The sequence below is a fragment of the Streptomyces sp. UF-297 genome (assembly GCF_058245575.1).
On the sequence record NZ_JBSIBZ010000056.1, the window covers coordinates 17,904 to 43,724 of the forward strand.

The following is a 25,821-nucleotide window of genomic DNA, read 5'->3' on the forward strand; positions in this document are numbered from 1 at the left end:
CGGCGAAGTGAGGACCTGCCCATGGAAGCCCGCAACGGCGAACAACCGGTCGACGCACGGCAGTTGACGGCATGGCTCGCCGCCGAAGGGGTCCGCCTACTGGCCCTGACCGGCGTCGACAACGCGGGCATCACCCGGGTCAAGGCCATCCCCACCGCACAGCTCGCGCACGCCGCCGCCCGCGGCGTGGGCATGTCGCCCGTCTTCGACGTCTACACCGCCGACGACTCCATCGCCGCCACCGAACACCTCGGCGGCCCGGACGGCGACCTCAGGCTCGTACCCGACCTGGAGCGGGTGACCGTCCTGGCCGCACAGCCCGGCTGGGCCTGGGCGCCGGTGGACCGCTTCGACCAGCTGGGCACGCCCTACCCCGCCTGCCAGCGGCAGTTCGCCCGCCGCATGGCCGGCCGGGCCGCCGCCGAGGGCCTGGAGGTGCGCATGGGCTTCGAGACCGAGTGGGTGGTCGTGCGCCCGGAGGGGGAGGACGCGGACATCGGCCCGGAGCCCGCCACCACCGCGCCCGCGTACGGCATGACCCGCGTCGTGGAGCTCTCCGACTACCTCCGCGACACCGCCGAGGCGCTGGCCGCCCAGGGCATCGACGTCCTCCAGATCCACCCCGAGTACTCACCCGGGCAGTTCGAGGTCTCCACCGCGCACGCCGACCCGGTGCGCGCCGCCGACGACGCGGTCCTGGTCCGCGAGACCGTGCGCGCCGTCGCCGGGCGCCACGGGCTGCGCGCCTGCTTCTCCCCCGCGGTCGTTGCCGGACAGGTCGGCAACGGCCGCCATCTGCACCTGAGTCTGCACCGGGACGGTGTGAGCCTGCACCGCGCCACCGGCGCCGAGTTCGGCCTGGCGCCGCAGGCCGTCGCGTTCCTCGGCGGTGTGCTGGCCGCGCTGCCCGCGCTCGCCGCCATCGGCTGCCCCTCGCCCGCCAGCCGGCTGCGGCTGCTGCCCTCCCACTGGGCCGGGGTCTACCAGTGCTGGGGAGTGGAGAACCGGGAGGCCGCGCTGCGCCTGATCCTGGGCGCGCCGGACGACCCGGACGGCGGGCACGCCGAGGTCAAGTGCCTCGACCCGGCCGCCAACCCCTACCTCGTGGTCGGCGCGGTCCTGGCGGCCGGGCTGCAGGGGATCGCCGCGGGCGACCGCCTCCCGCCGCCGGTGACCGGCGACCCGGCCGCGCTGACCGTACGCGAACGGGCCCGCCGCGGCATCGTGCGCCTCCCGCCGGCCCTGGCCGAGGCCGCCGACCACCTGGAGGCATCGCAGCCGCTGCGCGAGGCGCTGGGGGAGGTGCTGCACGGCGCCGTGCTGGCGGTACGCCGCGCCGAGGCCGCACAGTTCGCCCAGAGCGGGCCGGAGGAGATCGCCGACGCCTTCCGGTGGCGTTACTGATGCCGGACACCGAACCTGTGCCGCCCTCTGAAGGGATGCCACAACTCGATCTGGAAATCCCGCCGTTGGTGGACCACCACTGCCACGGCGTGGTCCGCCGCGCCCCCTCGCCCGCGGCCTTCGAGGCGTATCTGAGCGAGTCGGACCGGCCGCCCGCGCCCGGCACCACCTTCTTCGACTCCCAGACCGGCTTCGCGCTGCGCCGCTGGTGCCCGCCGCTGCTCGGCCTGGAACCGCACTGCCCGCCCGACCGGTACCTCGCCCGCAGAAGGGAGTTGGGAGAGGCGGAGGCGCGCTCGCGGCTGCTGCGCGGCACCGGCATCGGCAGCTACCTCCTGGACACGGGGCTGCCCGGCGACCTCACCGGAGTGCGCGAGACGGCCGAGGCGGGCGGCGGCACGGGCGGCGAGATCGTACGGCTGGAGCGGCTGGCGGAGACCGTCGCCGAACGCGCCCGGTCCGCCGAGGAGTTCACCGAGCACCTGGCGGCCTCGGTGGCCGGGGCCGCCCGTACCGCCGCCGGATTCAAGAGCGTCGCCGCCTACCGCCACGGGCTCGCCCTGGCCCCCGAAGCGCCCGGCCCGCACGCGGTCCACCGAGCCGCCCGCGCCTGGACGGCCTCCGGCAGCCGCCGCCTCACCGACCCGGTCCTGATCCGCCATCTGCTCCACCTGGCCACCGCCACCGGCCGCCCCCTCCAGCTCCACACCGGCTTCGGCGACCCCGACCTGCGCCTGGATCACGCCGACCCGGCCCTGCTCACCGACTTCGTCCGGGCCACCGCCGGCCTAGGCACCGACGTGGTGCTGCTGCACTGCTACCCCTACCACCGCCAGGCCGCCTACTTGGCCGCCGTGTACCCGCACGTCCACGCCGACATCGGCCTGTCCCTGACCCACACCGGCCCCCGGGCCGCGGCCGTGCTCGCCGAATTCCTGGAACTGGCGCCCTTCGGCAAGCTGCTGTTCTCCACCGACGCCTACGGCCTGCCCGAGCTGTACGTCCTGGGCAGCGCCCTGTTCCGTACGGCCCTGGGGGACGTACTCGGCGGCTGGGTGCGCTCCGGCGCCTGGTCGCACGCCGACGCACAGCGGGTCGCGGCGCTGATCGCGGCCGGCAACGCCCGTCGTGTGTACGGCCTTACGGAGCCGGGCGGCTGACCCGGATCCGGCCAAAACCTACGCGCTGGTCCGCCCCGTGGCGTGATTAACTCTCCCGTGACCGATATAGATGCATCCTCCAAGAGCCGGACCGGGCGCCGCCTCCGCGTCTTCGCCGACCTGACGCCGCTGCGCACCAGCGCGCACTACCGACGGCTCCTGTTCGGCAACACCATCTCCTGGCTGGGCCAGCAGATGACCGCCCTCGCGGTCTCCCTCCAGGTCTATGCCATCACCGGATCGAGCTTCTCGGTGGGCCTGGTCGGCCTGTGCTCACTGGTCCCGCTCGTCGCGTTCGGGCTGTACGGCGGCGCCATCGCCGACACCGTGGACCGCCGCAAACTCGGACTGGTCAGCGCCGCCGGAGCCACCGCGCTGTCCGTCGTGCTGGCCGCCGCCGCGGTGCTGAACATCCGCCAAGTAGGCCTGCTGTACGCGGTCGTGGCCCTGCAGTCCATCTGCTTCGCCATGAACGCCCCGGCCCGCTCCTCCATGATCCCCCGGCTGCTGCCGCCCGAACAACTGCCGGCCGCCAACGCGCTCAACGCGCTGACCAGCAACCTCGCGCTGATGGGCGGCCCCATGCTGGGCGGCGTCATCGTCGGGCTGTGGAGCTATCAAGCCGCCTATCTCATCGACGTGGTGGCCTTCAGCGCCTCCCTGTACGCGATGTGGCGGCTGCCGCCGATGCGGCCCGAGCGCGAGGGCGACGGGCCGGCCCGGCGCGCCTCGGTCCTGGACGGGCTGCGCTTCCTGGCCACCCGCCCCAACATCCGTATGACGTTCCTGACCGACATGGCCGCCATGGTGCTGGCCCAGCCGCGCGCCCTGTTCCCCGCGGTGGCCGCGCTGTGGTTCGGCGGCGACGCCAAGACGGTGGGCCTGCTGGTGGCGGCCCCCGCGGTCGGGGCCGTACTGGGCGGGCTGTTCTCGGGGTGGCTCGGCGGCATCCGCCGTCAGGGGCTGGTCATCCTGCTGGCCGTGGCGTCCTGGGGCGCGGCCGTCGCCGCGTTCGGGCTGGCCAGGGACCTGTGGCTGGGGCTGTTCTTCCTGGCCGCGGCGGGCTGCGCCGACACCGTGTCCATGGTGTTCCGCACCACCATGCTCCAGGCGGCCACACCGGACGAGATGCGCGGCCGCCTGCAGGGCGTGTTCATCATCGTGGTCGCCGGCGGCCCGCGCCTGGGCGACTTCCTCGCCGGCTCGGTGGCCTCGCTGGCCTCCCCGGCCACCGCGGTCATCGGCGGCGGTCTGGCCTGCGTCGCGGTGGTGGCCGTCCTGGGCCTGAGCCGCCGCGACTTCGCCCGCTACGACGCCCGTACGCCACGGCCCTGACCGCGCGGGTGAGGCGTGCGGGCCGGGCCGCGCGGGCCGGGTGGCGGATCGCGGACACCGCCGTGGAGGCGCGCAGTTCGCTCCTTGTTAGCCTCCAACACATGGAGACGCAACGACAGTTGATGTGCGCCCAGATGCCGTCGGGGGAGCAGGTGAGCGACCTCGCGGTGCTGGAGGCGGACGGCGGCCCGCTGGTGGTGTGTGCCGACTCCTCCAACGACGCCTGGACCTGGGACCCGCTGCGGGACCTCTGGCGCCGGCGGCCGCTGGCCAGGGCGTACGAGGAGGAGCCGGACGCGCCCAACGACGTGGTGTGGGTGTCGGCCGGTCGGCACGACGGGCGGGTGGTGCTCGCCGGGGGAGGGGAGCACGAGGGCCTGGCGCTGTGGGACCTGGACAGCGGCGAGCTGATCAAAGGGGCCTGCGTCGACGATCCCATCTGGTCCATCGCCGCCACCGAGGTCGAGGGCCGGCTGACCTTTGTGACGGGCGGGGCCTCCTTCCCCGCCCTGGACGTGTGGGGACCCTCCCGCCAGGACGAGCCGGAGCAGCTGGTCAACGACCACCACGACGGGATCGCGGCGCTGGCCACCGCGCACCTCTGCGGCCGTCCGCTGGTCGCGGCGGGCGGCTTCGACGCGCTGGTCAGCGTCTGGGACCTGGCCCGCGGCGAACACCTGGCCTCCTTCCGCGCACAGGACGGGGTGGCCCGCGCGGTCGCCCTCACCCGCGTCGGGGACCGCGCGGCCGTGGTCGCGGGCGCCGACCCCGGCGAGGTGTACCTCTGGGAACTGGCCGATGGCGGCGCCCAGTTGGCAGGTCCCCTCACCGGCCACGAGGACCGCATCTTCGCGCTCGACGTCGCCACGCCCCACGGCCGCTCCCTCGCCGTGACCGGCAGCGAGGACGAAACCGTACGCATCTGGGACCTCGCCGCCGGCCACCAGCTCGGCGCCCCCCTCACCGGTCACCGCGGCAGCGTCGACTCCGTGGTCACCACCACCCTGCGCGGCCACCCCGTAGCCATCACCGGAGGCCAGGACGGCCACGTACGCGTCTGGGACCTGACGGCGGCGTGACCGGCTCCGCGGACGTCGCGGTGCGTGGTAGCGTCGATCTCTTCTTCGGCAGATCCGGACGCAGTCCTGTCAGGTATCTCATGCACGACCCGCACCGGCGTCTGCCGGACGCACTCGACAACCTGGACGCTGCCTTCGCGCCCTTCGCCGAACTGCCGTTTCCCGTGAGCGGCTGCACGTACTGCTACGGCGAGAGCGACCTCGAAGCCGTGGCCGGGCCCGTGGAGCGGGTGCCGGAAGAGCTGATCTCCGGCGTCGCGCACGAGGCCCCCGGCCATGGGGACGACTTCCCCGGCCTGTACCGCCGGTTGACGCCCCGGATCGTAAGGAGCCTGACTGCCGGCCGGCTCACCGGCGACATGGTCGCCGCCCGTCTGCTCGCCGCCGGCTGGCGGAACTGGCCCGTGCCCGAGCGAAGTGCTCCGGAGGAGGTCTGGCGTGCCTGGTGGGTCTCGGTGCTGCACACCCACCCGGGAACTCGGCACGTCACCGACGTGCTGGACGTGCTCGGGGCCACCACGGGCACCCTCGCTCCCTGGCTGGCCTTGTGGTCGCAGACCCGTACCGAGGCGGCGGATCTGCATCTGGCGGACGCGCTCGACTCCTGGCTGCTCGGGGGGCGCCTCGCCGACCTCCGGCTCGGTTTCGACGACGAGCTGCATGTCACTCCGGAACTGCTTCCCTGGCTTCTCTCCTTGGATGAGGGGCGAATCGGTGCCGCCCAGCTGATGGAGGTCGAGCGCATCGCGCACAGCTGAGCACGCACGCGGGGCCGCTCAGAGGAGTACGGGTGTCAGGTCGGGGTTCTCGAAGCCTTCGTCGTCGAAGGGGTAGAGGGGGCGGGCCACCCGGTGGTGGCCCAGGCGGGTGAGGTGTTGGTCGACGCCGCCGGGAGTGAGGGCCAGGAGCCAGTCGGCGGCCATGGTGTGCAGTTCCGGTTCCAGGTAGCCGATCTTGACGACGACCAGGTCGTAGGTGCGGGGGTCCAGGGGATGGAAGTCGGCGAGGGTGTGGAAGGGGGTACGGCGTTCGGTGAGGAGGACGGTCACGCCGCCGTGGGTGACGGCGGCGCGGCGGCCGCCGGAGTCATAGGCCGGGTTGCCGCGTGTGGGGGTGGGGTCGGGGGCGGCCGGGTCGATCAACGCCGTTACCGTGCCGGTGAGTTCGTACGGGACGGCGTGCGGGCCGGTGCCCGCGCTGACGTGGCCGCCGACCGCGAGGGCCACCTCGGCGCCGGTGCCCGCCGCGAAGCAGGCGGACACCGCGGCGGGATCGGTGATGCCCGGGTGCAGCGCGGTGACCTTGCCGTCGGCCAACTCTTTGTTGGCCAGGAGGCGTTGCAGCATGTAGGGGAGGTCGCCGGCGCCGCCTGCCGTGGGGTTGTCGCCGGAGTCGCTGATGAGGAAGGGGCGCGCGTCGGAGGCGACGGCGCGGGCGATGCAGTCGTCGGCGTCGCCGGTCGGGCCCACGAAGCGGAAGTCGCGGCGCGCCTGCCAGTACCGGGTGGCAAGGGAGTGGGCCTGGTCCAGGGCGAGTTGGGCGTCGTCCGCGGTGACCACGACCGCGGCCCGGCAGCGGGGCTCGTCCGCCCAGGCGTAGCCGACCCAGATCGCCGCGTCCACGATGCCGGGCAGCGCCTCGACCGAAGCCAGCTCGCCGTAAAGGGACTTGGCGGGCTCCAGGCGGGTGCTGGTCTTCTCGCCGGGCAGCAGGACCGGCACCTGTACCCAGGCGCGGTGCGGCCGCCCCTTGCCGGATCTCAGGCGGCCGACGAGGTTGCGGGCGGCCCGCTCGCGGGTCTCCCAGGCGTCCTCGTGCGGCGCCAGTCGGTGGGCGGTGAGCAGGTCGAGCGGCTCGGCGAAGCGCCGCGAGACGTTCCCGTGCAGGTCCATGGCCGCCGAGATCAGCGTGCCGGGCCCGGTCGCGGCCCGTACGGCCTCGGTCAGGTCGGCCTCCGCGTCGTCCATGCCGACCACGCTCATCGCCCCGTGGATGTCGTACACCAGGCCGTCCAGTGGCCCCGACTCCCTTGACTCCCTTATGCGGGCGATCAGTTCGGTCTTGATGCGCTCATAGGCGCTCCGCTCCACCGGCCCGCCGGGCAGGGACACGGCGTGCACCAGCGGCACCCACTCGGCCCGCGCCGTCAGATCGCTGCCGGGGCCGGTCCACCCGTACCGGTCCAGCAGGGCGTCGCCGCGGGTGATCCGGAAGTCCTCGTACGTCGAGCGGTGCGGGCAGAACTGGCTGGACTCGATGGCCATCCCGCCGATGCCGATACGGAGGCGGGGAGCGGAGCCGGGGGCGACGGGGTGGCTCATGGGTGCTCGCTTCCGGTGACGACGACGGCGTGGGGGAGTGTGATGGGAAGGGGGGAGGCGCGGGAGGTGTGGTCGGCCGGGCCTTCACTTACCCGGTGGCGGCCCCGCCCTGGCCGCCAACATGCTCTCGACGGGCGCGAGTTCGCGCAGCGCGGCGTGTCCGGCGCCGAGGAGTCCCGCGTCCGCGCCGCAGGTCGCCGTGTCGATGACCAGCTCGCGGGTGGCGATCGGCAGGCACCGCTCGTACAGCGCCCCGCGCACCGCCGCGACCAGCGGCTCGGCGCGGGACAGGGCGCCGCCCAGGATCACCGCCTGGGGGTTGAAGAAGTTGACGACGACGCCGAGCACCGCGCCGATGTGCCGGCCCGCCTGCCGTACGAGGGTCGTGGCGTGCGGTTCGCCGTTGTCGACCAGGCGCAGGATGTCGGCGGCGGAGCCCGTGCCGATGCCCCGCTCGCGCAGCGCGGCGGCGATCGCGGCGCCGCTGGCCACCGTCTCCAGGCAGCCGATGTTGCCGCAGGAACAGGGGCGTTCGGCCGCGGCGTCCACCCGTACATGGCTGATGTCCCCGGCCGAGGCGCGGGCGCCGCGGTAGAGCCTGCCGTGGCTGATGACGCCCGCGCCGATGCCCCGCCCCGCCTTGACGACCACCAGGTGGCGCAGCGCGGGGTGAGCGGCCCGGTGCTCACCCAGGGCCATGAGATTGGCGTCGTTGTCGACGAGTACGGGCAGGCCCAGCCGGTCGGCGAGCCGGTCGCGCAGCTCGTACAGATGCCATCCCGGCATCCGGGCCGGGGCCACCACCCGCCCCGCGGCGGTGTCCACGGGGCCGGGGAAGCCGATGCCGACGCCGTGCACGGACCGCCCGGCCGCCCGCTGGCGCGCGGCGAGCGCGGCCAGGCGTTCGGCGAGCAGGTCCAGGGCGGGCCCGGGCCCCGCGGTGAGGTCGAAGGCGCACTCCTGGACGTCCAGGCAGCTGCCGGTCAGGGCGATGGCGCCGGTACGGATGTGATGGCTGCCCAGGTCGGCGGCGAGCGCCACGGCGCCGCTGTCGGGGATGCGCAGCAGGCGGGGGCGGCGCCCGCCGCGCGAGGCGCCCTCGCCGTGCTCGGTCAGCAGCCCGGCCGCCACCAGTTCCTGGACGCGGGCGGAGACGGTGGAGGCGGCCAGGCCCAGCTCCCGTACGAGATCGGCGCGGGAGGCCGCGGTGCCGTTGGCGACGAGGTCGAGGATGTGCGCGGCGGAGCCGGGCGGTTCCTCGGCGGCGGTCATGTGCGGATGCCCTTCGCTCGGGACGGTGGGGAGTGCGGAGCGCGACGGCGGAGGTTCCGGGGCGCGGGCTTCATTCGCTGTCCGAATGAAGTAGAGGGTGCAACTGCGCATCAGTAGACATCACTTGAGGACGAGTGCGCCAGGGTCTTGACTTCATTTCGCGGCCGTCCGTACTTTGCTCGCAATCTTCGACCGTTCCACGACTCCGGAGGCGGTATGGGTCTGCGCATGCCACGAATACGCGGGCCGCTGACCGTCCCGGCCGCGGTGAGAGCGCTGCATACGGCCCTGTCCGTCGCCCTGATCGCCGTACTGCCGGCGGGCTGCGGCCCCACGTCCGCCGCCGTCACCGATGTCGGCCCCCGTGGCGGCACCCCCGTCCGGGGCGGTACGGCGACCATGGCGCTGCCGCCCGCCGCCACCCCCAACTGGATCTTCCCGATCGGTGCGCCCGGCTATCTGGCGACGTACAACAAGGCCATTCAGAACCTGCTGTTCCTGCCGCTGTACACGCCCGAGAAGGCAGGGAAGGGCGACTCCCGGCTGACCATGGACAGCCCGCGCAACCTCGCCGGGCAGCCGCGCTTCGGCGAGGGCAACCGCACCGTCACCATCACGCTCAAGAGCGGCTACCAGTGGTCCGACGGGAAGCCCGTCACCACCCGCGACGTGAAGTTCTGGTTCGAGCTGATCCGGCACAACAAGCAGGAGTGGGCGGGCTATTCACCCGGACTGATGCCCGACGACGTGAGTGCCTTCGAGGTCGTCGACGACCACACCTTCCGGCTGCGGCTGACCCGCTCGTACAACCCGGCGTGGTTCACCGCCAATGAGCTGGAGAGCTTCACCGCCCTGCCCAAGCACGCCTGGGACCCCGGCGACGAGGACCCCAGGAAGGTCTTCGCGCGGCTGACCCGGCACGCCGGACAGCTCTCGACGTTCGCCACCGACCCCCTGTGGAAGACCGTCAACGGCCCCTGGACGATCGAGCGGTGGACCACCTCGGGCCAGGTCTCGCTCGTACCGAACCGGCACTACAAGGGCCCCGACAGACCTCACCTGGACCGCGTCGTCCTCAAGCCCTTCACCACCGCCGACTCCGAGTTCAACGTGCTGCGGGCGGGCGGCGTCGACTACGGCTACATCCCGCCGTCCGTCATGGCCCAGTCCGCCCGCTTCAAGGAGCTGGGCTACCGCATCGACCCGTGGGAGGGCTGGGCGATCACCTATCTCGTCCTGAACTTCCACCACCCCACGGCGGGGCCGCTGCTGAGGCAGAGCTATCTGCGCCAGGCCCTGCAGCACCTCATCGACCAGAAGTCGATCTCCGAGGTGATCTGGCACGGCAGCGCGGCCCCCACCCTGGGCCCGGTCCCCGCCGGGCTCATGGACGGCGAGGTCTTCCCGTACGACCCCGGGCGGGCCCGGCGGCTGCTGGCCGCGCACGGCTGGTCGGAGCGGGAGGGCACGCTGCGCTGCACCAGGCCGGGCAGCGGCCGGGGCGCATGCGGCGCGGGCATCCCCGAGGGCAGGGAGCTGCGGCTCTCGCTGCTGTCCCAGTCCGGCTCCACCGAGAGCTCCAACACCATGCAGGAGATCAAGTCCTCCTTCGGCAAGGCGGGCATCGCCCTGGACATCCGGCAGCAGCCGCTGAACACCGTCCTGGGCACCACCGTGCCCTGCGAGGAGAGCGAACCGGTCTGCTCCGCCTGGGAGATGGGCTTCTTCGGTACCCAGGGCAGCTGGTACTTCCCGCCGGACCCCAGCGGCGAGAAGCTCTTCGCCACCGGCGGCCCCTCCAACATGGGCAACTGGTCGGACCCGGAGACGGACCGGCTCATCCGGGCCACCGCCTACTCGGACGACCCCACCGCCCTGCGCGACTACGCCCGCACCGTCGCCCGCCAACTGCCCGTCCTGTGGACCCCCAACCCCGCCTACCAGGTCTCCGTCATCCGCAACGACCTGCGCGGCATCGACCAGAACCCGACGCTCACCCTCGCCCCGCAGGACTGGTACTTCGTGAAGAAGTCCGCGACCGGGCCGGCCACTTCGGGGAAGGGGGGACCGGGCCGGTGATCCGCTTCCTCCTCAAACGCCTCGGCCAGGCCGTCGTCGTCCTGCTGCTGGTCTCCGTCATCGTCTTCGTCCTGCTCCATCTGCTGCCCGGCGGCCCCGCCCGCGCCATCCTCGGGCCCAAGGCGGGACCCGAGGCGCTCGCGCACTTCAACCACCAGCAGGGATACGACCGTTCACTGCCCCAGCAGTACGCGATGTACCTGGGCCGGCTGCTCACCGGCGACCTGGGCCAGTCCTACAAGCTCAACCAGTCCGTCGCCGCCCTGCTGGGCGAGCGGCTGCCCAAGACCGCGCTGCTGGCCGGGCTCGCCATCGCACTGGCCGCGCTCCTCGCCGTACCCCTGGGCATCCTCCAGGCCCTGCGCCGCGGCAAGGTCTCCGACTACCTGCTGACCGGCGCCGCCTTCCTCGCCTACGCCACCCCCGTCTTCTTCCTCGGTCTGGTCCTGATCCTGCTCTTCAGCCAGCAGCTGCAGATCTTCCCCGCCGAGGCGCCACAGGCCGACTCCGCGGCCGGGCTGCTGGCCGACCTGCCCGCGCTCGTCCTGCCGGTGGTCACCACCGCTCTCGGCATCATCGCCGCCTTCAGCCGCTATATGCGCTCCGCCGTCCTGGACAACCTCGGCGAGGACTACGTCCGCACCGCGCGCGCCAAAGGGCAGTCCGGCGCCCGCATCATGGCCCGGCACGTGCTGCGCAACGCGCTCATCCCCCTGGCCACCCTGCTCGGCCTGTATCTGCCCACCCTCTTCAGCGGCACCCTCGTGGTCGAGTCGATGTTCAACTACCCGGGAATGGGGCTGCTGTTCTGGAATGCCGCACAGGGCTCGGACTTCCCCGTCCTGCTCGGCGTCACCCTGATCGTCGGCGTCGCCACCGTCCTCGGCTCGCTGCTCACCGACATCGCCTACGCCCTCCTCGACCCGCGCATCCGGAGCGTGACGTGAGTGCCGTCCCCGCGCCCGCCGACGGTCCGGGCGCCCCCGGAGCCGGCGCGGCCCCCGCCACGCCGGGCCTGGCCCGCCGTACCCTGGCCGTCTTCGCCCGCAACAAGCTCGCCCTGGCCGGCGCCGTCCTCCTGCTGGCCCTGATCGCCCTGTGCTTTGTGGGGCCGCTGCTGCACCCCACCGACCAGGTGCACACCGACCTGACCCGGGCCAACCTGCCGCCCGGCACTCCCGGGCACCCGCTGGGCACCACCGACCTGGGCTACGACATGCTCGGGCGGCTGATGCACGGCGGCCGCACCTCTCTCGAAGTCGGCCTGGCGGCAGGGCTGTTGGCGACGCTGTTCGGCACCCTGTACGGGGCCGTCGCGGGCTACTTCGGCGGGTGGGTGGACGCCGTCATGATGCGTATCACCGACGCCGCGCTGGCCGTCCCCGCCCTGTTCCTCCTCGTGGTCGTCGCCGCGATCGTCACCCCCAGCAAACCCGTCCTCATCCTCATCATCGCCTCCGTCGCCTGGCTCTCCCCGGCCCGCCTCATCCGCGGCGAGGCCCTGGCGCTGCGCAGCCGCGACTACATCCACGCCATGCGGCTGATGGGCGGCGGCTCCGGACGGGCCGTGCTGCGGCACATCGTCCCCAACGCGATGGGCACCGTCGCCGTCAACGCCACTTTTCAAATCGCCGACGCCATCCTCTATGTCGCCTACCTGTCCTTCCTGGGCCTGTCCGTCCCGCCGCCCGCCGCCGACTGGGGCTCCATGCTCTCCTCCGGCATCTCCTACACCCAGGTCGGCTACTGGTGGCTGATCTTCCCGCCGGGCATCGCCATCGTCCTGGTCGTCGCCGCCTTCAACTTCATCGGCGACGGCCTGCGGGACGCCTTCGACGTACGACTGAAGAAGAACTGAGGCCCGCGGCATGACACTCACCACCGCCCCGCCGCCCGGCGCGGATACGCTCCTGCGCATCCAGGACCTGCGCGTCGAGATCGCCGGACGGGGCCGCACCGTGCACGCCCTGGACGGGATCTCGCTCGACCTCGCGCCGGGCGAGGCGCTGGGCATCGTCGGCGAGTCCGGCTGCGGCAAGACCATGACCGCGCTGTCCGTCCTCGGGCTGCTGCCCAGCGGAGGGAAGATCACCGGCGGCCGCATCCTGTACGACGGCAGGGACCTGGCCACCGCCCCCGAGCCGGTGCTGCGCACCGTCCGCGGCAACACCGTCGGCATGGTCTTCCAGGACCCGCTCACCTCCCTCAACCCCACCATGACCATCGGCGCACAGGTCGCCGAACCCCTCCTGCTGCACAGCGAGTTGTCCAGAGCGCAGGCGTGGGAGAAGGCCGAGCAGACCCTGAAGCTGGTGGGCATGCCCCGCCCCGCCGAGCGGATGCGCAGCTATCCGCACCAGCTCAGCGGCGGTATGCGCCAGCGCGTGGCGATCGCCATGGCCCTGGTCTGCGAGCCCCGCCTGCTCATCGCGGACGAGCCGACCACCGCGCTGGACGTCACCACCCAGGCCCAGATCCTGGAGCTGATCGACGAGCTGCGGGCCCGCCTGGGCATGGCGATGATCCTGGTCAGCCACGACCTGGACGTCATCGCCCGGCGGGTGGACCGGGTCGCGGTGATGTACGGCGGCAAGGTGGCCGAACGCGCCGGTGTGCGTGCCCTGTTCGCCGCCCCGCGGCACCGCTACACCCAGGCCCTCTTCGCCGCCCTCCCCGACCGCGCGGCCGGAACCGGCAGGCCGCTGGCCACCATCCCCGGACTGCCGCCGTCCCTGGACCGGCGCGCCGTGGGCTGCCCCTTCGCACCGCGCTGCGGCTTCGCGACCGACCGGTGCCACGCCGAGGAGCCGGAACTGGGTGCGGGGGAGCCGGAGTTGGCTGCCGAGGGCCCGCAGCCGGGTGCCGGGTACGGGCACGCCTTCGCCTGCTTCCACCCCGCGGAGCCCGCATCCGGTGCGGCCGCCGACGTCACCCGGGCCGAGCCGCCCCCCGAACTCCCGCCCGGCGGCGAGGCGTTGCTCGAACTCTCCATGGTCTCCAAGTCCTACCCGCTGCACGGCGGCCCGTTCGCCCGGCGCCGCGCGCACCGCATCAGCGCCGTGTGCGGAGTCACCCTGACCGTGCGGCGCGGGGAGACCTTCGGTGTCGTGGGGGAGTCCGGCAGCGGAAAGTCCACGCTGGGGCGGCTGGCCGTCGGGCTGGAGGCGCCCACCGGCGGCAGCGTCCGCTTCGCGGGCCGCGACATCGCCTCCCTGGCCCGCGGCGAACTGCGCGCGCACCGCCGCAGGGTCCAGCTGATGTTCCAGGACTCCTACGCCTCCATGGACCCGCGGATGCGCGTCGGCGCCGTCCTGCGCGAGCCGCTGGCCATCCAGGGCATCGGCGGCCGGGCCGAACAGGACGTACGGGTAGGGGAGTTGCTCGACGACGTCGGGTTGCCGCGCACCGCCGCCGACCGCTATCCGCACGAGTTCTCCGGCGGCCAGCGCCAGCGCCTGGGGCTGGCCCGCGCACTGGCGCTCTCCCCCGACCTGGTGGTCGCCGACGAACCCGTCTCCGCCCTCGACGTGTCCGTACAGGCACAGATCCTCAACCTCATGCGCGACCTGCAGCGCGAGAAGGGCCTGAGCTACCTCTTCATCTCCCACGACCTGGAGGTGGTGCGCTATCTCGCGGACACCGTGGGAGTGATGTACCTGGGCGAGCTCGTGGAGAGCGGCCCGGCCGCCGAGGTCTTCGCCCGCCCCCTGCACCCGTACACCCGCGCCCTGCTCACCGCCGCCGAACAGCCCCTGGGCGGCGAGCCGCCCTCCGCCGTCGACCCGCCCTCCGGCTGCCGCTTCCGTACGCGCTGCCCGGTGGCCCGCGCGGTCTGCGCCGAGCAGGAGCCCCCGGCGGGGAAGGGGACGGCGCCGGGCCACCTCGTGGCCTGCCACTTCCCGCTGGGGTGAGCGGGCCGTGCGCGGCGGGGCTCAGTAGCGGGTTATCGCGGTCGGGCCCGAGTCCGTGCCGATCGCGATGTGCGGGCGCTGGGAGGGCCTGGCCCAGGACAGGATGCGGGCCATCGCACCGGCCGGTACGGACACACAGCCGGCCGTCGCACCCCGCCCGTTGACATGCAGGAAGATCCCGGCGCCGCGGCCGCGCACCCGGTGGTGGTAGTTGAAGCCGATGACCATCGCCCGGCCGTACTGCGTGCGGTAGTCGGCCAGGCGCTCGGACTCCTGCGCCGCGCAGTCCCGCGGCAGCGGGTCCACCCACCGGTTGTAGGAGGCGGAGCCGTTGTCCTGGCACCACCAGGACGTGGGGCGGATCGCGCGGTAGGGGGTGCGGGTGCCGGCCGGGGCCTTGGCGTTGCCGAAGGCGTACGGCAGGTCGTACAGGCCGGTGGGCGTGGTGTGGGTGCCCTGCTCGCGGGTACGGCCCTCGGCCAGGCCCTTCGCCCCGAAGCGGGCCGGGGCCGAACCGGCCTGGTACCAGCGGCCGTTGCGCCGCTGCCACCAGGTCACGGTGCCCGTGGTGGACCGTACGCCGGGGGCCTGGGCGGTGATGAGCTGGCTGCCGCCGCCGGTGTCGGCCATCCGGGCGGGCAGCGGGACGGCGGAGGTATCGGCGGGGGAGACGGTGGCGGGGAGGGCTGGGGAGGCGGTCAGGACGAGGACGGCCACGGTGGCCGCCGAAGCGAGCGTCTTCAGAGCCATGGGGGAAATGTAGGGGCGGGCGGGCCCGTCCGCCCCCGTCCGTTCCGGTAAAACCACCCCTCGTCCGCTCCGGCCGAGGTGCCGCGGAGGGGCCGTCGGGAGCGCGGGAGGGCAGGACGTCCTGGGCAATTCGGCGGACAATCCGCCGTGCGTCGGGGCGATAGACGGCCCAGACTCGGGTACGGGGGCCGAAGGACCACCTTCGTTCGAACCAGGAGGCCAACCGTGCAACGGCAACCGCACACGCACCGTGACGAGCCGGACGACCGGGCGGTGAGGCTCTTTGCCGCCCTGGACCGCGATCCGGAGCCACCGCGGCCGACCCCGCCCCCCGGGCCCGGCGAACCGCCGATCGGGCCCACACCCCCCGCGCCCCCGCCCGACCCCGCGCCGCCGGGCCCGCGGCCCGATCCGACGCCGCCCGGCCCGCCGCCGGACCCGCAGCCGCCGGTGCCGGGCCCCGACCCGCGCCCGCCGGGGCCGATCGACCCGGTGCTGCCGGACCCCGTACCGCGCCCGCCGGGCCCCGACCCCGTACCCGACCCGTCCCCGGCGCCCCGCCCGCTCACCTGACAGGACAAGGAGGCACCCCCCATGGCCATCGCCACGGTCAATCCGGCCACCGGCGAGACCCTCAAGACCTTCGACGCGCTCAACGTCGGTGAGATCGAGGACCGGCTGGTCAAGGCCCAGGAGGCGTTCCGCGCCCACCGCACCACCGACTTCGGGCGGCGGGCCGCCCTGCTGCGCACGGCCGCCGACCTGCTGGAGGCCGACCAGGACGACATCGCCCGCACCATGACCACCGAGATGGGCAAGCCGCTGACCGCGGCCCGCGCGGAGGCCGCCAAGTGCGTCAAGGCCATGCGCTGGTACGCCGAGCACGCCGAGCGCCTGCTCGCCGACGAGTACCCGGCCGAGGCCGACGTCGCGGACTCCGGAGGCGCCCGCGCCTTCGTCCGCTACCGGCCGCTGGGCCCCGTACTGGCCGTCATGCCGTGGAACTTCCCCCTGTGGCAGGTGATCCGCTTCGCCGCCCCGGCCCTGATGGCGGGCAACGTGGGGCTGCTCAAGCACGCCTCGAACGTGCCGCAGACCGCGCTGTACCTGGAGGACCTCTTCCGCAGGGCGGGCTACCCCGAGGGCTGCTTCCAGACGCTGCTGATCGGCTCCGACGCCGTCGAGGGGATTCTGCGCGATGGCCGGGTGGCCGCCGCCACGCTCACCGGCAGCGAGCCCGCGGGGCGGTCGGTCGCCGCGGTCGCGGGCGACGAGATCAAGAAGACGGTGCTCGAACTGGGCGGCAGCGACCCGTACGTGGTGCTGCCCTCCGCCGACCTGGACAAGGCGGTCCGCACGGCCGTCACCGCGCGCGTACAGAACAACGGACAGTCCTGCATCGCCGCCAAGCGCTTCATCGTGCACACCGACGTCCACGACGAGTTCGCCGCGGCCTTCACCGAGCGGATGGCCGCCCTCACAGTCGGCGACCCGATGGCGCAGTCCACCGACATCGGGCCGCTCGCCAGCGAACAGGGCCGCTCCGACCTGGAGCAACTCGTCGACGACGCCACCCGGCGCGGCGCGAGCGCGCTGTGCGGCGGTAGGCGCCCGCCCGGGACGGCGGGCTGGTTCTACGAGCCGACGGTGCTCACCGGCATCACCGAGGAGATGCGCATCCACCGCGAGGAGACCTTCGGCCCGGTCGCCACCCTCTACCGCGTGGCCGACCTGGACGAGGCGATCGCGCTCGCCAACGACACGCCCTTCGGCCTCAGCTCCAACGCCTGGACCCGCGACGAGGGCGAACAGCAGCGCCTGGTACGGGACTTGGAGGCCGGCGGGGTCTTCTTCAACGGCATGACGGCCTCGCACCCCGGCATGCCCTTCGGCGGCGTCAAGCGCTCCGGCTACGGCCGCGAGCTGGCCGGACACGGCATCCGCGAGTTCTGCAACGCCACGACGGTCTGGTACGGGGCGTAACCCGGCATCCCACGGGGCCGGGCTGCCATCGCCCGGCCCCCACGTACCCGGCCCCACGTACCCGGCCCCCACGTACTGCGCCTTCACCGCTCGTCCGGCACGACGAACTCGCACCACAGGGCCTTGCCCGAGCCGCGCGGCTCCGCGCCCCAGTGGCCGGAAAGCGGCCATGTGCTCACGATAGGCCGGTGTCCTAACCTGCGCACTTTGTCCCACCGGGGGCCGTGAGGCCCCAGCGACGGTCGCGCCGGAGCGCCCGGCTGGGCAGAATGGCGCGTCCCCGGTCGCTGGCTCCGCCGAGCTCGGAGCGTCGGCCCCGTCCGAGTCCGGCCATGGGGCGCAGTCACGCGGCGCCACCACCCCACGGCCTGCCTCGCGGCCCCACCCACGGTCGGCCCCGAGGCTCTACCCCACCGTCTGCCCCGCCGCCACCGGCACCCCCGTCCGCGTGCGGTGCGCAAGTCGTGCCGTGCGGCGGGTGACGTCCACGGTGTAGGCGTCCAGGGTCATCGCCCGTTCGGAGACCTTCAGCAGCATGAAGCCGTGGCTGGCGAAGTCCTGCCAGGCGGCCGGGTGCCCGAAGTGGGCCTTGCCGTCGCCCGTCTTGGCGGAGGCGCCGCACACCACCTGGCGGGTGCCCCCGGTGCGGGCGGTGGGCTCCAGGATCTGCAGCGTGTGGTCGTGCCCGGACAGGATCAGATCGGCCCGGCCGCACACCACCTGCTCGTACAGCTCCTTGAGGTGGATGCCGCTGGTGTAGTGGCCGATCTCGAAGCCGTCGTAGGAACCGGCGCTGCCGTGCTTGCCGTTGTTGAGGTACGGATGGTGGCCGAGCACCACCTTCCAGCGGGCCCGCGAGGCCTTCAGCGCGCCCTCCAGCCAGCGCCGCTGGTCGCGCATGTAGGGGCCGTCCCACCGGTAGTACGGGTCGGTCTGCGTGACGTAGGAGGAGACGGGGGTGGTGTCGAGGGCGAAGAACTCCACCAGCGGCGCGTCGCCGGAGCCTGCCGCGTCGCCGGAGCCCGCCGCGCCACGGGAGCCTTCAGCCGCCCCGGCGGGCAGGGCGACGTTGTAGTAGCGGGCGGGCATGTACCACCGGCGCGAGGTCGCGGCGTAGGCGACCTCGCGGTCCCCGCGCGCCGGATGCCCGCCGCTGCCGGGGATCAGCCCCGAGCAGTCGTGATTGCCCAGCAGCATCAACCACGGTACGTCGATACCGGAGTTGGGCTTCTCGAACTTCTCCTGGAACTCCGAGTCGTGGTCGGACTCGGGCCCGTTCTCGTAGATGTTGTCGCCGAGCCCGACAGCCATCCCCACGCCCTCCCGGCGGCAGACCTGGCGCGCCGCGGCCGCCACCGCGTACTGCTCGTCCTTGCCTGTACCGGCGTCCCCGGTGATCAGTACGGCGAACTCGCCCGCGCCGTTGGGCCGGGAGGGCAGCGGGAAGGCGCCGGGGCCGGCGGCGCGCTGCGCTGCGGCCGCCGTCCCCGCCCCGTACGGCAGCACCGCGAGCGCGGCCCCGGCCGCCATCCCGCCCAGCAACGCACGCCGCCCGACGGTGAACGCACCGGGCCCGGCGGTGCGTTCGGGCGCGTCGGCAGGGGCCGGCGGGGCCTCCCGCAGCCACTGCTCCTCGGTCAGGTCCGCCCTCGGCGGTATGAACTCGTCCTCGCACATGGCTGGTTTTCTCTCATGACCGACCAGTCAGTTGGTGACGAAGCCATGAACGGCCTGTGCACGTATGGGGAGCAGTGGGTGTGGCCGGAAGCCGCCCGCCGGCGAGCAGCGGCCCGGCCGGACCCGGACCTTCACCGCGTCGGCGCGGGCTTCTTCAGCAGCTCGAACAGGGCCAGGTAGTTGTTCGCGCCGAACCCCTCGGTCACCGCCCGCCGGGCGAACTGCCGTAAGTGGTGGGGCAGTTCGGTGTTGACGCCCTGCTCGGCGCTGGTGTCCGCGATGTGCTCCAGCGCGGTCAGATTCATCTCCATGGTGCCCAGGTCGCCGGGGTAGTGGGCCGTGTCGAGGTGCGGTGCGTTGCTGCCGAGGGAGCCGGTCACCACCGCGGGCAGGAACCAGTCCACGATCTCGGCGAACTCGGTGGCCTTCACCCCGGCCGAGCCGACCAGCGCGGTAGCGTGCAGGAACCCGTTCATCGTCGCGTACATCAGCTCCAGCAGCGCGGCGTTGTGGAGCACCGCGAGGCTCGGATCGGCGCCGAGGTAGCGTGGGTCGCCCAGGGCCGCCAGCGTCTGCCGGTGGGTGTCGAAGACGGCCCGGTCGCCGCTGTAGAGAAAGACGGAGCCGGGCTGTGCGACGGCGTACGGCGGCACCATGATCGCCCCGTCGAGGTAGTGGGCACCGCGCTCGGCCGCCCAGCCGACCGCCGCGTGGGCCTGGTGCGGCGTGCCGGAGTTGAGGTTGACCACGGCCCGGCCCGACAGCTCCGCCGCCGCGGGGTCCAGGGCCTCGTACAGGGTGTCGTAGTCCTTGAGGCAGACGATCACCAGCGGGCTCGCCGCGACGGCCTCGGCCGGGGTGGCCGCGCGGTGGGCGCCCTTGGCGACGATCCCGTCGGCCTTGTGCGCGGAGCGGTTCCACACGGTCGTGGGGTGACCGGCCGCCAGGAGCGCCTCGGCCAGCGCCAGCCCCATCGGCCCCAGACCGATGAGGGTGACGGGCGCCTGCCGGGGGTCGGGTCGATCCGCCGCGACCGCCGTGCCGTTCGTCGCGTTCACTGTGTCCGTGGCGCTGCCCGTGGCCCCGCCCGTGATGCTGTCAGCCGTGTTGTTCGTCGAGTTCGTCATGCCGGTTAGGCTGCTGTCTCACACTGATGTGAGAGTCAACTGGACGTGGTGGTCGTCACATGCGTATGGGGGAGTTCTCCCGGCGGACCGGGGTCAGCGAGCGGCTGTTGCGCTACTACGAGGAGCAGGGGCTGCTCCATCCGTCGCGGCGGCCGAGCGGCTATCGCGAGTACGCGGAGGCGGACGTGACCACCGTGCGGGGCATCCGCATGCTGCTGGCCGCCGGTCTGAACACCGCCACCATCGCCGAGTTGATGCCGTGCATGACCGACGACGGGGAGCGGCTGGTGCCGGCCTGCTCCGGCATGCTCCCCGACCTGGACCGCGAGCGGGAGCGCCTGACGGAGGCGGTGGAGGGGCTGCTGGCCGCGCGCGACGCGCTGGACGACATCATCGCCGCCACCCTGCCCACCGCCCCCGCCTCCCCGGAGGCCTGTCTGGCGGCGGGCGCCACGCTACGACCGAAGACGACCCGGCCGAAGACGACCCGGCCGAAGACGACCCGGTCGTAGCGCCCTGACAGCGCACGTAGGGCATCCGGCACGACGTCCCGAACGGCATCCCGTACGCCATCCCGGCCCCGCCCTACCGCCGCGAGAACCACGTGACGATGTTGCCCCCGTCGAACACCTCGCGGTCGGTCACCGCGAAGACGGTGGGGTCGAACTTCCCGTGGAATGCCGGGATTCCGTCCCCCGCGACCACCGGGTAGCTCTTGACGACCAGTTCGTCGATCTCGGGCGGCAGCTCGCTCGCGAGCCGGCCGCCGCCGCACAGATAGATGTCCTTGGCGTCCGCGCCCTCCTCCCTCTTGAGCTCGCGGATCAGTGCCAGCGGGTCGCCGCCGACCACGGTCACCGCCGGGTCGGGGCTCTCCCGGAGGGTGCTGGAGACCACGTACTGGCGCAGGTGTGCGTACGGGCTGGTGACACCCGGGTCCAGCGCGTAGGTGTTGCGGCCCATCACCACCGTGTCGAAATGGGAGTCGGGCGCGTCCGCCACGCCCGCGGCGGAGCGGAAGGGGGGTGTCAACGGCCCGAAGGAACGACGAGCGAAGGGCGGCCCTCGTCGACGCCGCCATCGAGGTGCTGGCGCGGGAGGGGGCGAGAGGGCTGACCTTCCGGGCGGTGGACACCGAGGCCGCCGTGCCCGCCGGCACCGCCTCCAACTACTTCGCCAACCGCGACGACCTGCTCACACAGGCGGGCGCCCGCGTCTACGAACGCCTCCAGCCCGGCGACGAGACGATCGCGCGGCACCGCTCGGCCAAGCGTGACCGGGAGACCTACGCGGCGCTGATGCGCGAACTGGTCGGCCGGATCGGGGGCTTCAGGACCGGCTGTCTGGCGCTGCTCGAACTGCGCCTGGAGGCCACCGGGCGTCCGGAGCTGCGCGAGGTGCTGACCGCGCGGGTCCGCGCCGACGTGGACGCCAATGTGGCCTACCACGAGGAATCCGGCCTGCCGGGCGACGCGACCGCGGTCCGGCTGCTGTACCTGGCCTTCAACTGGCTCCTGGTCGAGCAGCTCACCCTGCCCGAGGTGTTCTCCGAGGCCGAGCGCGAGCAGCTGATCACGGCCGCGGTCGAGCGCATCGTGGCGCCCTGAGCGTACGCATGCGACGGCTCGGCACCGGCCCGTTCCCCGCCGGGAGGAACAGGCTGGTGCCGCGCCGCTCGTTCAGCGCACCAGTCGCCGCAGGGTTCGGCCGCAGTGCCGGGCGTACCACCGCTGCATGACGGGAATCACCGGACCGGCCAGCCGGGTGTACCACCGGTTGGGGGCGCTGAAGGCGGTGACGGTGAACCAGACCGAGCCGTCCGGCCGCAGATCCACGACGAAGGACTCCTCGCCGCACTCGGGGTGGCCCGCCAGCGTCCCGTACGCGAAGCCGATCCGGTCGGGGGCGGCCACGCTCCACACCACCCGGCACGGCGCGACCACCCGCACCGGCCCGAAGCCCAGCGCGCACTCCACGGGCACCCCCGGCGCGGCCTGCCGCGCGCCCGCCCGCACCTTGACGCCCGCCTCGTGGTGCATCCGGAAGGTGGTGACCGCCTTCCCCGCGGCCTCGAAGGCCGCTCGCCCGTGGCCGATCCGCGTCTCGTGGCGCAGGTGGTTGTACCCGGCGGGCAGCGGGGTGCGCGAAGTGCCGCCCTCCTCGGGGTAGTTGAAGCCGCTGGTGCGAAAGGTGTGCGTCATGGTGTCGCCCGTCTCGGAGTCGTCGGCCCGGAAGGAGTCGTGGTGGGGGTGGGCGCCGGTCATGCGGGGGCCTGCTCGTACGCCGTCGGTACGGGCCGGAGGCGGCGCCAGGCCAGCAGGGCGCACAGCGCGAACCCCAGCGCGTTGCCGAGGCCGTGGGTGGCGGCCATCCAGCCCAGGCTCGGGTGCGCGATGCCGGTCGCCTCGCCGAGTGCCCAGCTCAGGGCGAGCACCATGGTGGCGACCAGGACGGCGGCCGAGATGCCGAGCAGGGCGCGTGTCGTACGGTCCGGTGCCGCGTCGCGTACCTCCCGCCAGGTGATGTGTCCCACCAGCCACATGCCGCAGGTCAGTACGACGGCCCCGGCCAGTTCGGCCCAGTCGTCGACGAAGTACCCGGCGAGCACCAGCAGGGTTCCGACGGGCACGCTGAGCGCGGCCAGCCGCCCCGCGGGCCGGTCGGCGACCCGGCACACCAGCCCGGCCATCAGTGCGGCGGCGAACCCGGCGAAGTGGAAGTGCGGCACGGTCAGCGACAGGATCCGCAGATCGAACCCGAACATCTCGTGCCCCGCGCGCTCGGTGACCAGCGCGATCCCGGCAACGGCCGGGGTGGCCAGCGCGGTGAGCGCCGCGATCTCGCGCGGTGCCAGGGAGCGGGTGCGGGCCAGCCGCCGCGGTGCGCGCAGTGCGAGCGCGAGGGTGGCCAGGGCGTAACAGGCGGCGAGCGCGGTGGCGACGGCCCCGCGCGGCAGCCACAGCGCGATCCCGCCGGCGAGGGCCGCGGCGGGCCACAGGCGTCGCAGCCGTTCCAGGCCCGGTTCGTCGAGCAGTGCCAGCCCCATCGGGATCACGACGAACATGCCGAGCAGCACGATGAGGTTCACCAGCACGGTCATGGCATCCATGCGCACTCTCCTCTTGAACGTGTTCAAGTTCTTCGTGTCAGACAGTACGGGATCACTTGAACGTGTTCAAAAGAGGGTGGGCGGGGGCTTCCGGAGGTGCGCCGCGAACATCCCGCGCGCTCCGCAAGCCCCCGCCCGGCGGACCGGCCGTCTGCCTACTCCTCCACCGCCCCGTGCCGCCCGGCCCCCGCCACGAAGCGCGCCGCGCCCGCGGCCGCCTCCTTCAGCGAGAGCCTCCCGTGGTCGAGTTCGCGCGCCATGGCCTGCTCCTCGGGCAGGCCCGCCTGGTCCCGCACCGAAGCGCGGTCGCCGCGCAGACAGGTCTGCGGGAAGCGGGCGAGCTGCGCCGCCAGCCGCTCGGCCTCCGCGCGGGCGTGCCCCGGCGCCACCACGCGATGGGCCAGCCCCATCGCCAGGGCCTCGGGCGCCGCCACCGGCCGCCCGGTCAGGATCATGTCCATGGCGCGGCTCTCGCCGATGAGCCGGGGCAGCCGGACCGTACCGCCGTCGACGAGCGGTACGCCCCAGCGGCGGCAGAACACCCCGAAGACCGCGTCCTCCTCCGCGACCCGCAGATCGCACCACAGCGCCAGCTCCAGCCCGCCCGCCACCGCGTGGCCGCTGACCGCCGCGATCACCGGCTTGCTCAGCCGCATCCGGGTGGGGCCCATCGGCCCGTCGCCGTCCGGGGCGACCCGGTTGCCGCGGCCGGTGCCGATCGCCTTGAGGTCGGCGCCCGCGCAGAAGGTGCCGCCCTCGCCCCACAGCACGGCCACCAGTGCCGACTCGTCCGCCTCGAACGCGCGGAAGGCGTCGGCCAGTCGACCGGCCGTGGGGCCGTCCACGGCGTTGCGGACCGCGGGCCGGGACAGGACGACCGTGGTCACCGGGCCCGCGCGCTCCACGCGTACCGGCGCCTGGCTCATCCGGCCACCTCGTCCGGCGACTTCGCCCGCGCGCGCTCCAGGATCGCGCCCAGGTCCGTGCCGACCGGCAGCGTCCCGAAGGCGTGGCCCCACTCGCCTCCCAGCCGCGAGGCGCAGAACGCGTCGGCCACCGCGGGGTGGCTGTGCCGTACCAGCAAGGACGCCTGGAGCACCAGCGCCATCCGCTCGGCCAGTTGACGGGCCATCAGCTGTGCGCGCTCCGGGTCGGACAGCTGCCCGAGCAGCCCGCGCACGCCCGCCGCGGCCGCGTCCAGCCGCCGGTCGGCGCCCGCTGCGGCCTCCACCTCGGCGAAGTACGCCTCCAGCGCGGCCGGTTCCTTGGCCAGCGCGCGCAGCACGTCCAGCGCGGCGACGTTGCCCGAGCCCTCCCAGATCGACAGCAGCGGCGCCTCGCGGTACAGCCGCGGCATCCCCGACTCCTCCACATAGCCGTTGCCGCCCAGGCACTCCAGCGCCTCCGCCGCGTGCGTGGCGCCCCGCTTGCACACCCAGTACTTGCCGACCGCCAGCCCCAGCCTGCGCAGCGCGGCCTCCTGGGCGTTTCCGGCCTGGGCCCCGTCCAGCGCCGCCGCCAGCCGCATCGCCAGCAGCGTGGCCGCCTCCGACTCCACCGCGAGGTCGGCGAGCACGGACCGCATCAGCGGCTGGTCGCTCAACTCCCGCCCGAACGCCCGCCGGTGAGCGGTGTGGTGCAGCGCCTGCCGCAGCCCGGCGCGCATCCCGGCCGCCGAGCCGATCACACAGTCCAGCCGGGTCATGTTCACCATCTCCACGATGGTGCGCACCCCGCGGCCCGGCTCGCCGACCGGCCAGACCACCGCCTCGTCGTACTCGACCTCGGAGGAGGCGTTGGAGCGGTTGCCCAACTTGTCCTTCAGGCGCATGAGATGGAAGCGGTTGCGGGTGCCGTCCGGCAGCACGCGGGGCAGCAGGAAGCAGGTCAGCCCCTCCTCGGTCTGCGCCAGGGTCAGGAACACATCGCTCATGGGAGCCGAGGTGAACCACTTGTGGCCGGTGATGCGGTACGTGCCGTCGCCGGTCGGCACCGCTCGGGTGGTGTTGGTCCGTACGTCGGAGCCGCCCTGCTTCTCCGTCATCGACATGCCCGCGATCAGCCCCGACTTGGCGAGCGGGGGCCGCAGTCCGTAGTCGTAGGTACGGGCCGCCAGCAACGGCTCGTACTGCGCGGCGAGTTCCGGCTGGGCGCGCAGCGCGGGCACGGCCGCGTACGTCATCGAGATGGGGCAGCCGTGGCCCGGCTCGGCCTGTGACCAGACGTAGAACTTCGCGGCCCGCACCAGGTGGGCGCCGGGCCGGGCCTCGGCCCAGGGCGCGGCGTGCAGCCCGTGCTCCACCGCGACGGTCATCAGCTGGTGCCAGGCCGGGTGGAACTCGACCTCGTCGATGCGGTGTCCGTAGCGGTCGTGGGTGTGCAGCCGCGGCGGCTGCTCCTCCGCCGTCCGGGCCTGCTCCTGCACCTCGGGCGTACCGGCCAGCGCGCCGAGCGCGGCCACCTCCGCCACGCCCCAGTCCGCGTCGTGGCGCCGCAGCGCCTCCAGCAGGGCCGGGTCGTCCGCCGTGCTGAATCCGGTCAACGGCGGTGCCTGATTCATGACTTCATGGGTTTCACGGGTGACGGTCATACCACGGACATTACAGAATTCGGA

23 protein-coding genes are annotated in these 25,821 nt (G+C 73.4%); 13 read left to right on the forward strand and 10 right to left on the reverse strand.

Annotation, left to right across the window (positions count from 1 at the left end; all coding sequences use genetic code 11):
• Positions 1-21 precede the first annotated feature (21 nt).
• The 5 genes from AC4IJH_RS27340 (at position 22) to AC4IJH_RS27360 (ending at position 5,736) form a co-directional block, all read left to right on the forward strand.
• Entirely contained in the window at positions 22-1,404 is a 1,383-nt protein-coding gene (locus AC4IJH_RS27340) for a type I glutamate--ammonia ligase (RefSeq protein WP_490854531.1), read from the forward strand.
• A 35-nt stretch (positions 1,405-1,439) separates the two neighbouring features.
• Positions 1,440-2,564, forward strand: a complete 1,125-nt coding sequence (locus AC4IJH_RS27345; RefSeq protein WP_490854532.1) for an amidohydrolase family protein — start codon at positions 1,440-1,442, stop codon at positions 2,562-2,564.
• A gap of 57 nt (positions 2,565-2,621) precedes the next feature.
• A complete protein-coding gene (locus AC4IJH_RS27350; RefSeq protein ID WP_490854533.1) occupies positions 2,622-3,899 on the forward strand; it encodes an MFS transporter in 1,278 nt (425 codons plus the stop codon).
• Positions 3,900-4,000: 101 nt separating this feature from the next.
• Positions 4,001-4,978, forward strand: coding sequence for a WD40 repeat domain-containing protein (locus AC4IJH_RS27355; RefSeq protein WP_490854534.1), 978 nt, complete (start codon positions 4,001-4,003; stop codon positions 4,976-4,978).
• An 80-nt stretch (positions 4,979-5,058) separates the two neighbouring features.
• A complete protein-coding gene (locus AC4IJH_RS27360) occupies positions 5,059-5,736 on the forward strand; it encodes a hypothetical protein (RefSeq protein WP_490854535.1) in 678 nt (225 codons plus the stop codon).
• Between the two features lie 18 nt (positions 5,737-5,754).
• Here AC4IJH_RS27360 and AC4IJH_RS27365 read toward each other — a convergent pair whose 3' ends face one another.
• The gene (locus tag AC4IJH_RS27365) at positions 5,755-7,299 is read right to left on the reverse strand and encodes a M81 family metallopeptidase (RefSeq protein WP_490854536.1); all 1,545 of its coding nucleotides are present in this window, start codon (positions 7,297-7,299) and stop codon (positions 5,755-5,757) included.
• Between the two features lie 84 nt (positions 7,300-7,383).
• Positions 7,384-8,571, reverse strand: a complete 1,188-nt coding sequence (locus AC4IJH_RS27370) for an ROK family protein (protein WP_490854537.1) — start codon at positions 8,569-8,571, stop codon at positions 7,384-7,386.
• Between the two features lie 228 nt (positions 8,572-8,799).
• Between AC4IJH_RS27370 and AC4IJH_RS27375 the strand changes: the two genes are divergently transcribed.
• The 4 genes from AC4IJH_RS27375 to AC4IJH_RS27390 are packed head-to-tail and all read left to right on the forward strand — an operon-like array spanning position 8,800 to position 14,561.
• Positions 8,800-10,650, forward strand: coding sequence for a peptide ABC transporter substrate-binding protein (locus AC4IJH_RS27375; protein ID WP_490854538.1), 1,851 nt, complete (start codon positions 8,800-8,802; stop codon positions 10,648-10,650).
• Positions 10,647-11,597: an ABC transporter permease gene (locus AC4IJH_RS27380; protein WP_490854539.1), complete on the forward strand. Its 951-nt coding sequence runs from the start codon at positions 10,647-10,649 to the stop codon at positions 11,595-11,597. The genes AC4IJH_RS27375 and AC4IJH_RS27380 overlap by 4 nt, the downstream gene beginning before the upstream one ends.
• Positions 11,594-12,508 carry an ABC transporter permease gene (locus AC4IJH_RS27385; protein ID WP_490854540.1) on the forward strand — a complete coding sequence of 305 codons (915 nt, stop codon included), beginning with the start codon at positions 11,594-11,596 and terminating at the stop codon, positions 12,506-12,508. The genes AC4IJH_RS27380 and AC4IJH_RS27385 overlap by 4 nt, the downstream gene beginning before the upstream one ends.
• 10 nt (positions 12,509-12,518) lie before the next feature.
• Positions 12,519-14,561, forward strand: coding sequence for an ABC transporter ATP-binding protein (locus AC4IJH_RS27390; RefSeq protein WP_490854541.1), 2,043 nt, complete (start codon positions 12,519-12,521; stop codon positions 14,559-14,561).
• 21 nt (positions 14,562-14,582) lie between these two features.
• Here the strand turns inward: AC4IJH_RS27390 and AC4IJH_RS27395 are convergent, their stop codons facing one another.
• The gene (locus tag AC4IJH_RS27395; RefSeq protein WP_490854542.1) at positions 14,583-15,311 is read right to left on the reverse strand and encodes a L,D-transpeptidase family protein; all 729 of its coding nucleotides are present in this window, start codon (positions 15,309-15,311) and stop codon (positions 14,583-14,585) included.
• Between the two features lie 225 nt (positions 15,312-15,536).
• Here AC4IJH_RS27395 and AC4IJH_RS27400 point away from each other — a divergent pair, with 225 nt between their 5' ends.
• A complete protein-coding gene (locus tag AC4IJH_RS27400; protein WP_490854543.1) occupies positions 15,537-15,884 on the forward strand; it encodes a hypothetical protein in 348 nt (115 codons plus the stop codon).
• A 21-nt stretch (positions 15,885-15,905) separates the two neighbouring features.
• Positions 15,906-17,294, forward strand: a complete 1,389-nt coding sequence (locus AC4IJH_RS27405) for an NADP-dependent succinic semialdehyde dehydrogenase (protein ID WP_490854544.1) — start codon at positions 15,906-15,908, stop codon at positions 17,292-17,294.
• Positions 17,295-17,699: 405 nt separating this feature from the next.
• On the opposite strand, the gene AC4IJH_RS27410 is transcribed toward AC4IJH_RS27405, so the two are convergent.
• Positions 17,700-18,971, reverse strand: coding sequence for a metallophosphoesterase (locus tag AC4IJH_RS27410; protein ID WP_490854545.1), 1,272 nt, complete (start codon positions 18,969-18,971; stop codon positions 17,700-17,702).
• A gap of 131 nt (positions 18,972-19,102) precedes the next feature.
• Complete coding sequence (locus AC4IJH_RS27415; protein ID WP_490854546.1) at positions 19,103-20,098, reverse strand: NAD(P)-dependent oxidoreductase; 996 nt, start codon at positions 20,096-20,098, stop codon at positions 19,103-19,105.
• A 59-nt stretch (positions 20,099-20,157) separates the two neighbouring features.
• On the opposite strand from AC4IJH_RS27415, the gene AC4IJH_RS27420 reads away from it, so the two are divergent.
• Positions 20,158-20,610: a MerR family transcriptional regulator gene (locus tag AC4IJH_RS27420; RefSeq protein ID WP_490854547.1), complete on the forward strand. Its 453-nt coding sequence runs from the start codon at positions 20,158-20,160 to the stop codon at positions 20,608-20,610.
• Positions 20,611-20,683: 73 nt separating this feature from the next.
• On the opposite strand, the gene AC4IJH_RS27425 is transcribed toward AC4IJH_RS27420, so the two are convergent.
• The gene (locus AC4IJH_RS27425; RefSeq protein WP_490854548.1) at positions 20,684-21,130 is read right to left on the reverse strand and encodes a dihydrofolate reductase family protein; all 447 of its coding nucleotides are present in this window, start codon (positions 21,128-21,130) and stop codon (positions 20,684-20,686) included.
• Here AC4IJH_RS27425 and AC4IJH_RS27430 point away from each other — a divergent pair.
• Positions 21,124-21,705, forward strand: coding sequence for a TetR/AcrR family transcriptional regulator (locus tag AC4IJH_RS27430; protein ID WP_490854549.1), 582 nt, complete (start codon positions 21,124-21,126; stop codon positions 21,703-21,705). The two genes, AC4IJH_RS27425 and AC4IJH_RS27430, sit on opposite strands and share 7 nt — an antisense overlap.
• Positions 21,706-21,777: 72 nt before the next feature.
• Here the strand turns inward: AC4IJH_RS27430 and AC4IJH_RS27435 are convergent, their stop codons facing one another.
• The 4 genes from AC4IJH_RS27435 to AC4IJH_RS27450 form a co-directional block, all read right to left on the reverse strand.
• Positions 21,778-22,299, reverse strand: a complete 522-nt coding sequence (locus tag AC4IJH_RS27435; protein ID WP_490854569.1) for a DUF1990 domain-containing protein — start codon at positions 22,297-22,299, stop codon at positions 21,778-21,780.
• Positions 22,300-22,358: 59 nt separating this feature from the next.
• A complete protein-coding gene (locus AC4IJH_RS27440; protein WP_490854570.1) occupies positions 22,359-23,198 on the reverse strand; it encodes a YndJ family protein in 840 nt (279 codons plus the stop codon).
• A 164-nt stretch (positions 23,199-23,362) separates the two neighbouring features.
• Entirely contained in the window at positions 23,363-24,133 is a 771-nt protein-coding gene (locus AC4IJH_RS27445; protein WP_490854550.1) for a crotonase/enoyl-CoA hydratase family protein, read from the reverse strand.
• Complete coding sequence (locus AC4IJH_RS27450) at positions 24,130-25,797, reverse strand: acyl-CoA dehydrogenase family protein (RefSeq protein ID WP_490854551.1); 1,668 nt, start codon at positions 25,795-25,797, stop codon at positions 24,130-24,132. Before AC4IJH_RS27450 ends, AC4IJH_RS27445 begins: the two co-directional genes overlap by 4 nt.
• Positions 25,798-25,821 lie beyond the last annotated feature (24 nt).

Bases quoted from the DNA above. Each gene is read 5' to 3' on its own strand.
- AC4IJH_RS27340 (WP_490854531.1), top strand. From the start codon at position 22: ATGGAAGCCCGCAACGGCGAACAACCGGTCGACGCACGGCAGTTGACG.
- AC4IJH_RS27345 (WP_490854532.1), top strand. From the start codon at position 1,440: ATGCCACAACTCGATCTGGAAATCCCGCCGTTGGTGGACCACCACTGC.
- AC4IJH_RS27355 (WP_490854534.1), top strand. From the start codon at position 4,001: ATGGAGACGCAACGACAGTTGATGTGCGCCCAGATGCCGTCGGGGGAG.
- AC4IJH_RS27360 (WP_490854535.1), top strand. From the start codon at position 5,059: ATGCACGACCCGCACCGGCGTCTGCCGGACGCACTCGACAACCTGGAC.
- AC4IJH_RS27365 (WP_490854536.1), bottom strand. From the start codon at position 7,299: ATGAGCCACCCCGTCGCCCCCGGCTCCGCTCCCCGCCTCCGTATCGGC.
- AC4IJH_RS27370 (WP_490854537.1), bottom strand. From the start codon at position 8,571: ATGACCGCCGCCGAGGAACCGCCCGGCTCCGCCGCGCACATCCTCGAC.
- AC4IJH_RS27375 (WP_490854538.1), top strand. From the start codon at position 8,800: ATGCCACGAATACGCGGGCCGCTGACCGTCCCGGCCGCGGTGAGAGCG.
- AC4IJH_RS27390 (WP_490854541.1), top strand. From the start codon at position 12,519: ATGACACTCACCACCGCCCCGCCGCCCGGCGCGGATACGCTCCTGCGC.
- AC4IJH_RS27395 (WP_490854542.1), bottom strand. From the start codon at position 15,311: ATGGCTCTGAAGACGCTCGCTTCGGCGGCCACCGTGGCCGTCCTCGTC.
- AC4IJH_RS27405 (WP_490854544.1), top strand. From the start codon at position 15,906: ATGGCCATCGCCACGGTCAATCCGGCCACCGGCGAGACCCTCAAGACC.
- AC4IJH_RS27410 (WP_490854545.1), bottom strand. From the start codon at position 18,971: ATGTGCGAGGACGAGTTCATACCGCCGAGGGCGGACCTGACCGAGGAG.
- AC4IJH_RS27415 (WP_490854546.1), bottom strand. From the start codon at position 20,098: ATGACGAACTCGACGAACAACACGGCTGACAGCATCACGGGCGGGGCC.
- AC4IJH_RS27420 (WP_490854547.1), top strand. From the start codon at position 20,158: ATGCGTATGGGGGAGTTCTCCCGGCGGACCGGGGTCAGCGAGCGGCTG.
- AC4IJH_RS27435 (WP_490854569.1), bottom strand. From the start codon at position 22,299: ATGACGCACACCTTTCGCACCAGCGGCTTCAACTACCCCGAGGAGGGC.
- AC4IJH_RS27440 (WP_490854570.1), bottom strand. From the start codon at position 23,198: ATGACCGTGCTGGTGAACCTCATCGTGCTGCTCGGCATGTTCGTCGTG.
- AC4IJH_RS27445 (WP_490854550.1), bottom strand. From the start codon at position 24,133: ATGAGCCAGGCGCCGGTACGCGTGGAGCGCGCGGGCCCGGTGACCACG.
- AC4IJH_RS27450 (WP_490854551.1), bottom strand. From the start codon at position 25,797: ATGACCGTCACCCGTGAAACCCATGAAGTCATGAATCAGGCACCGCCG.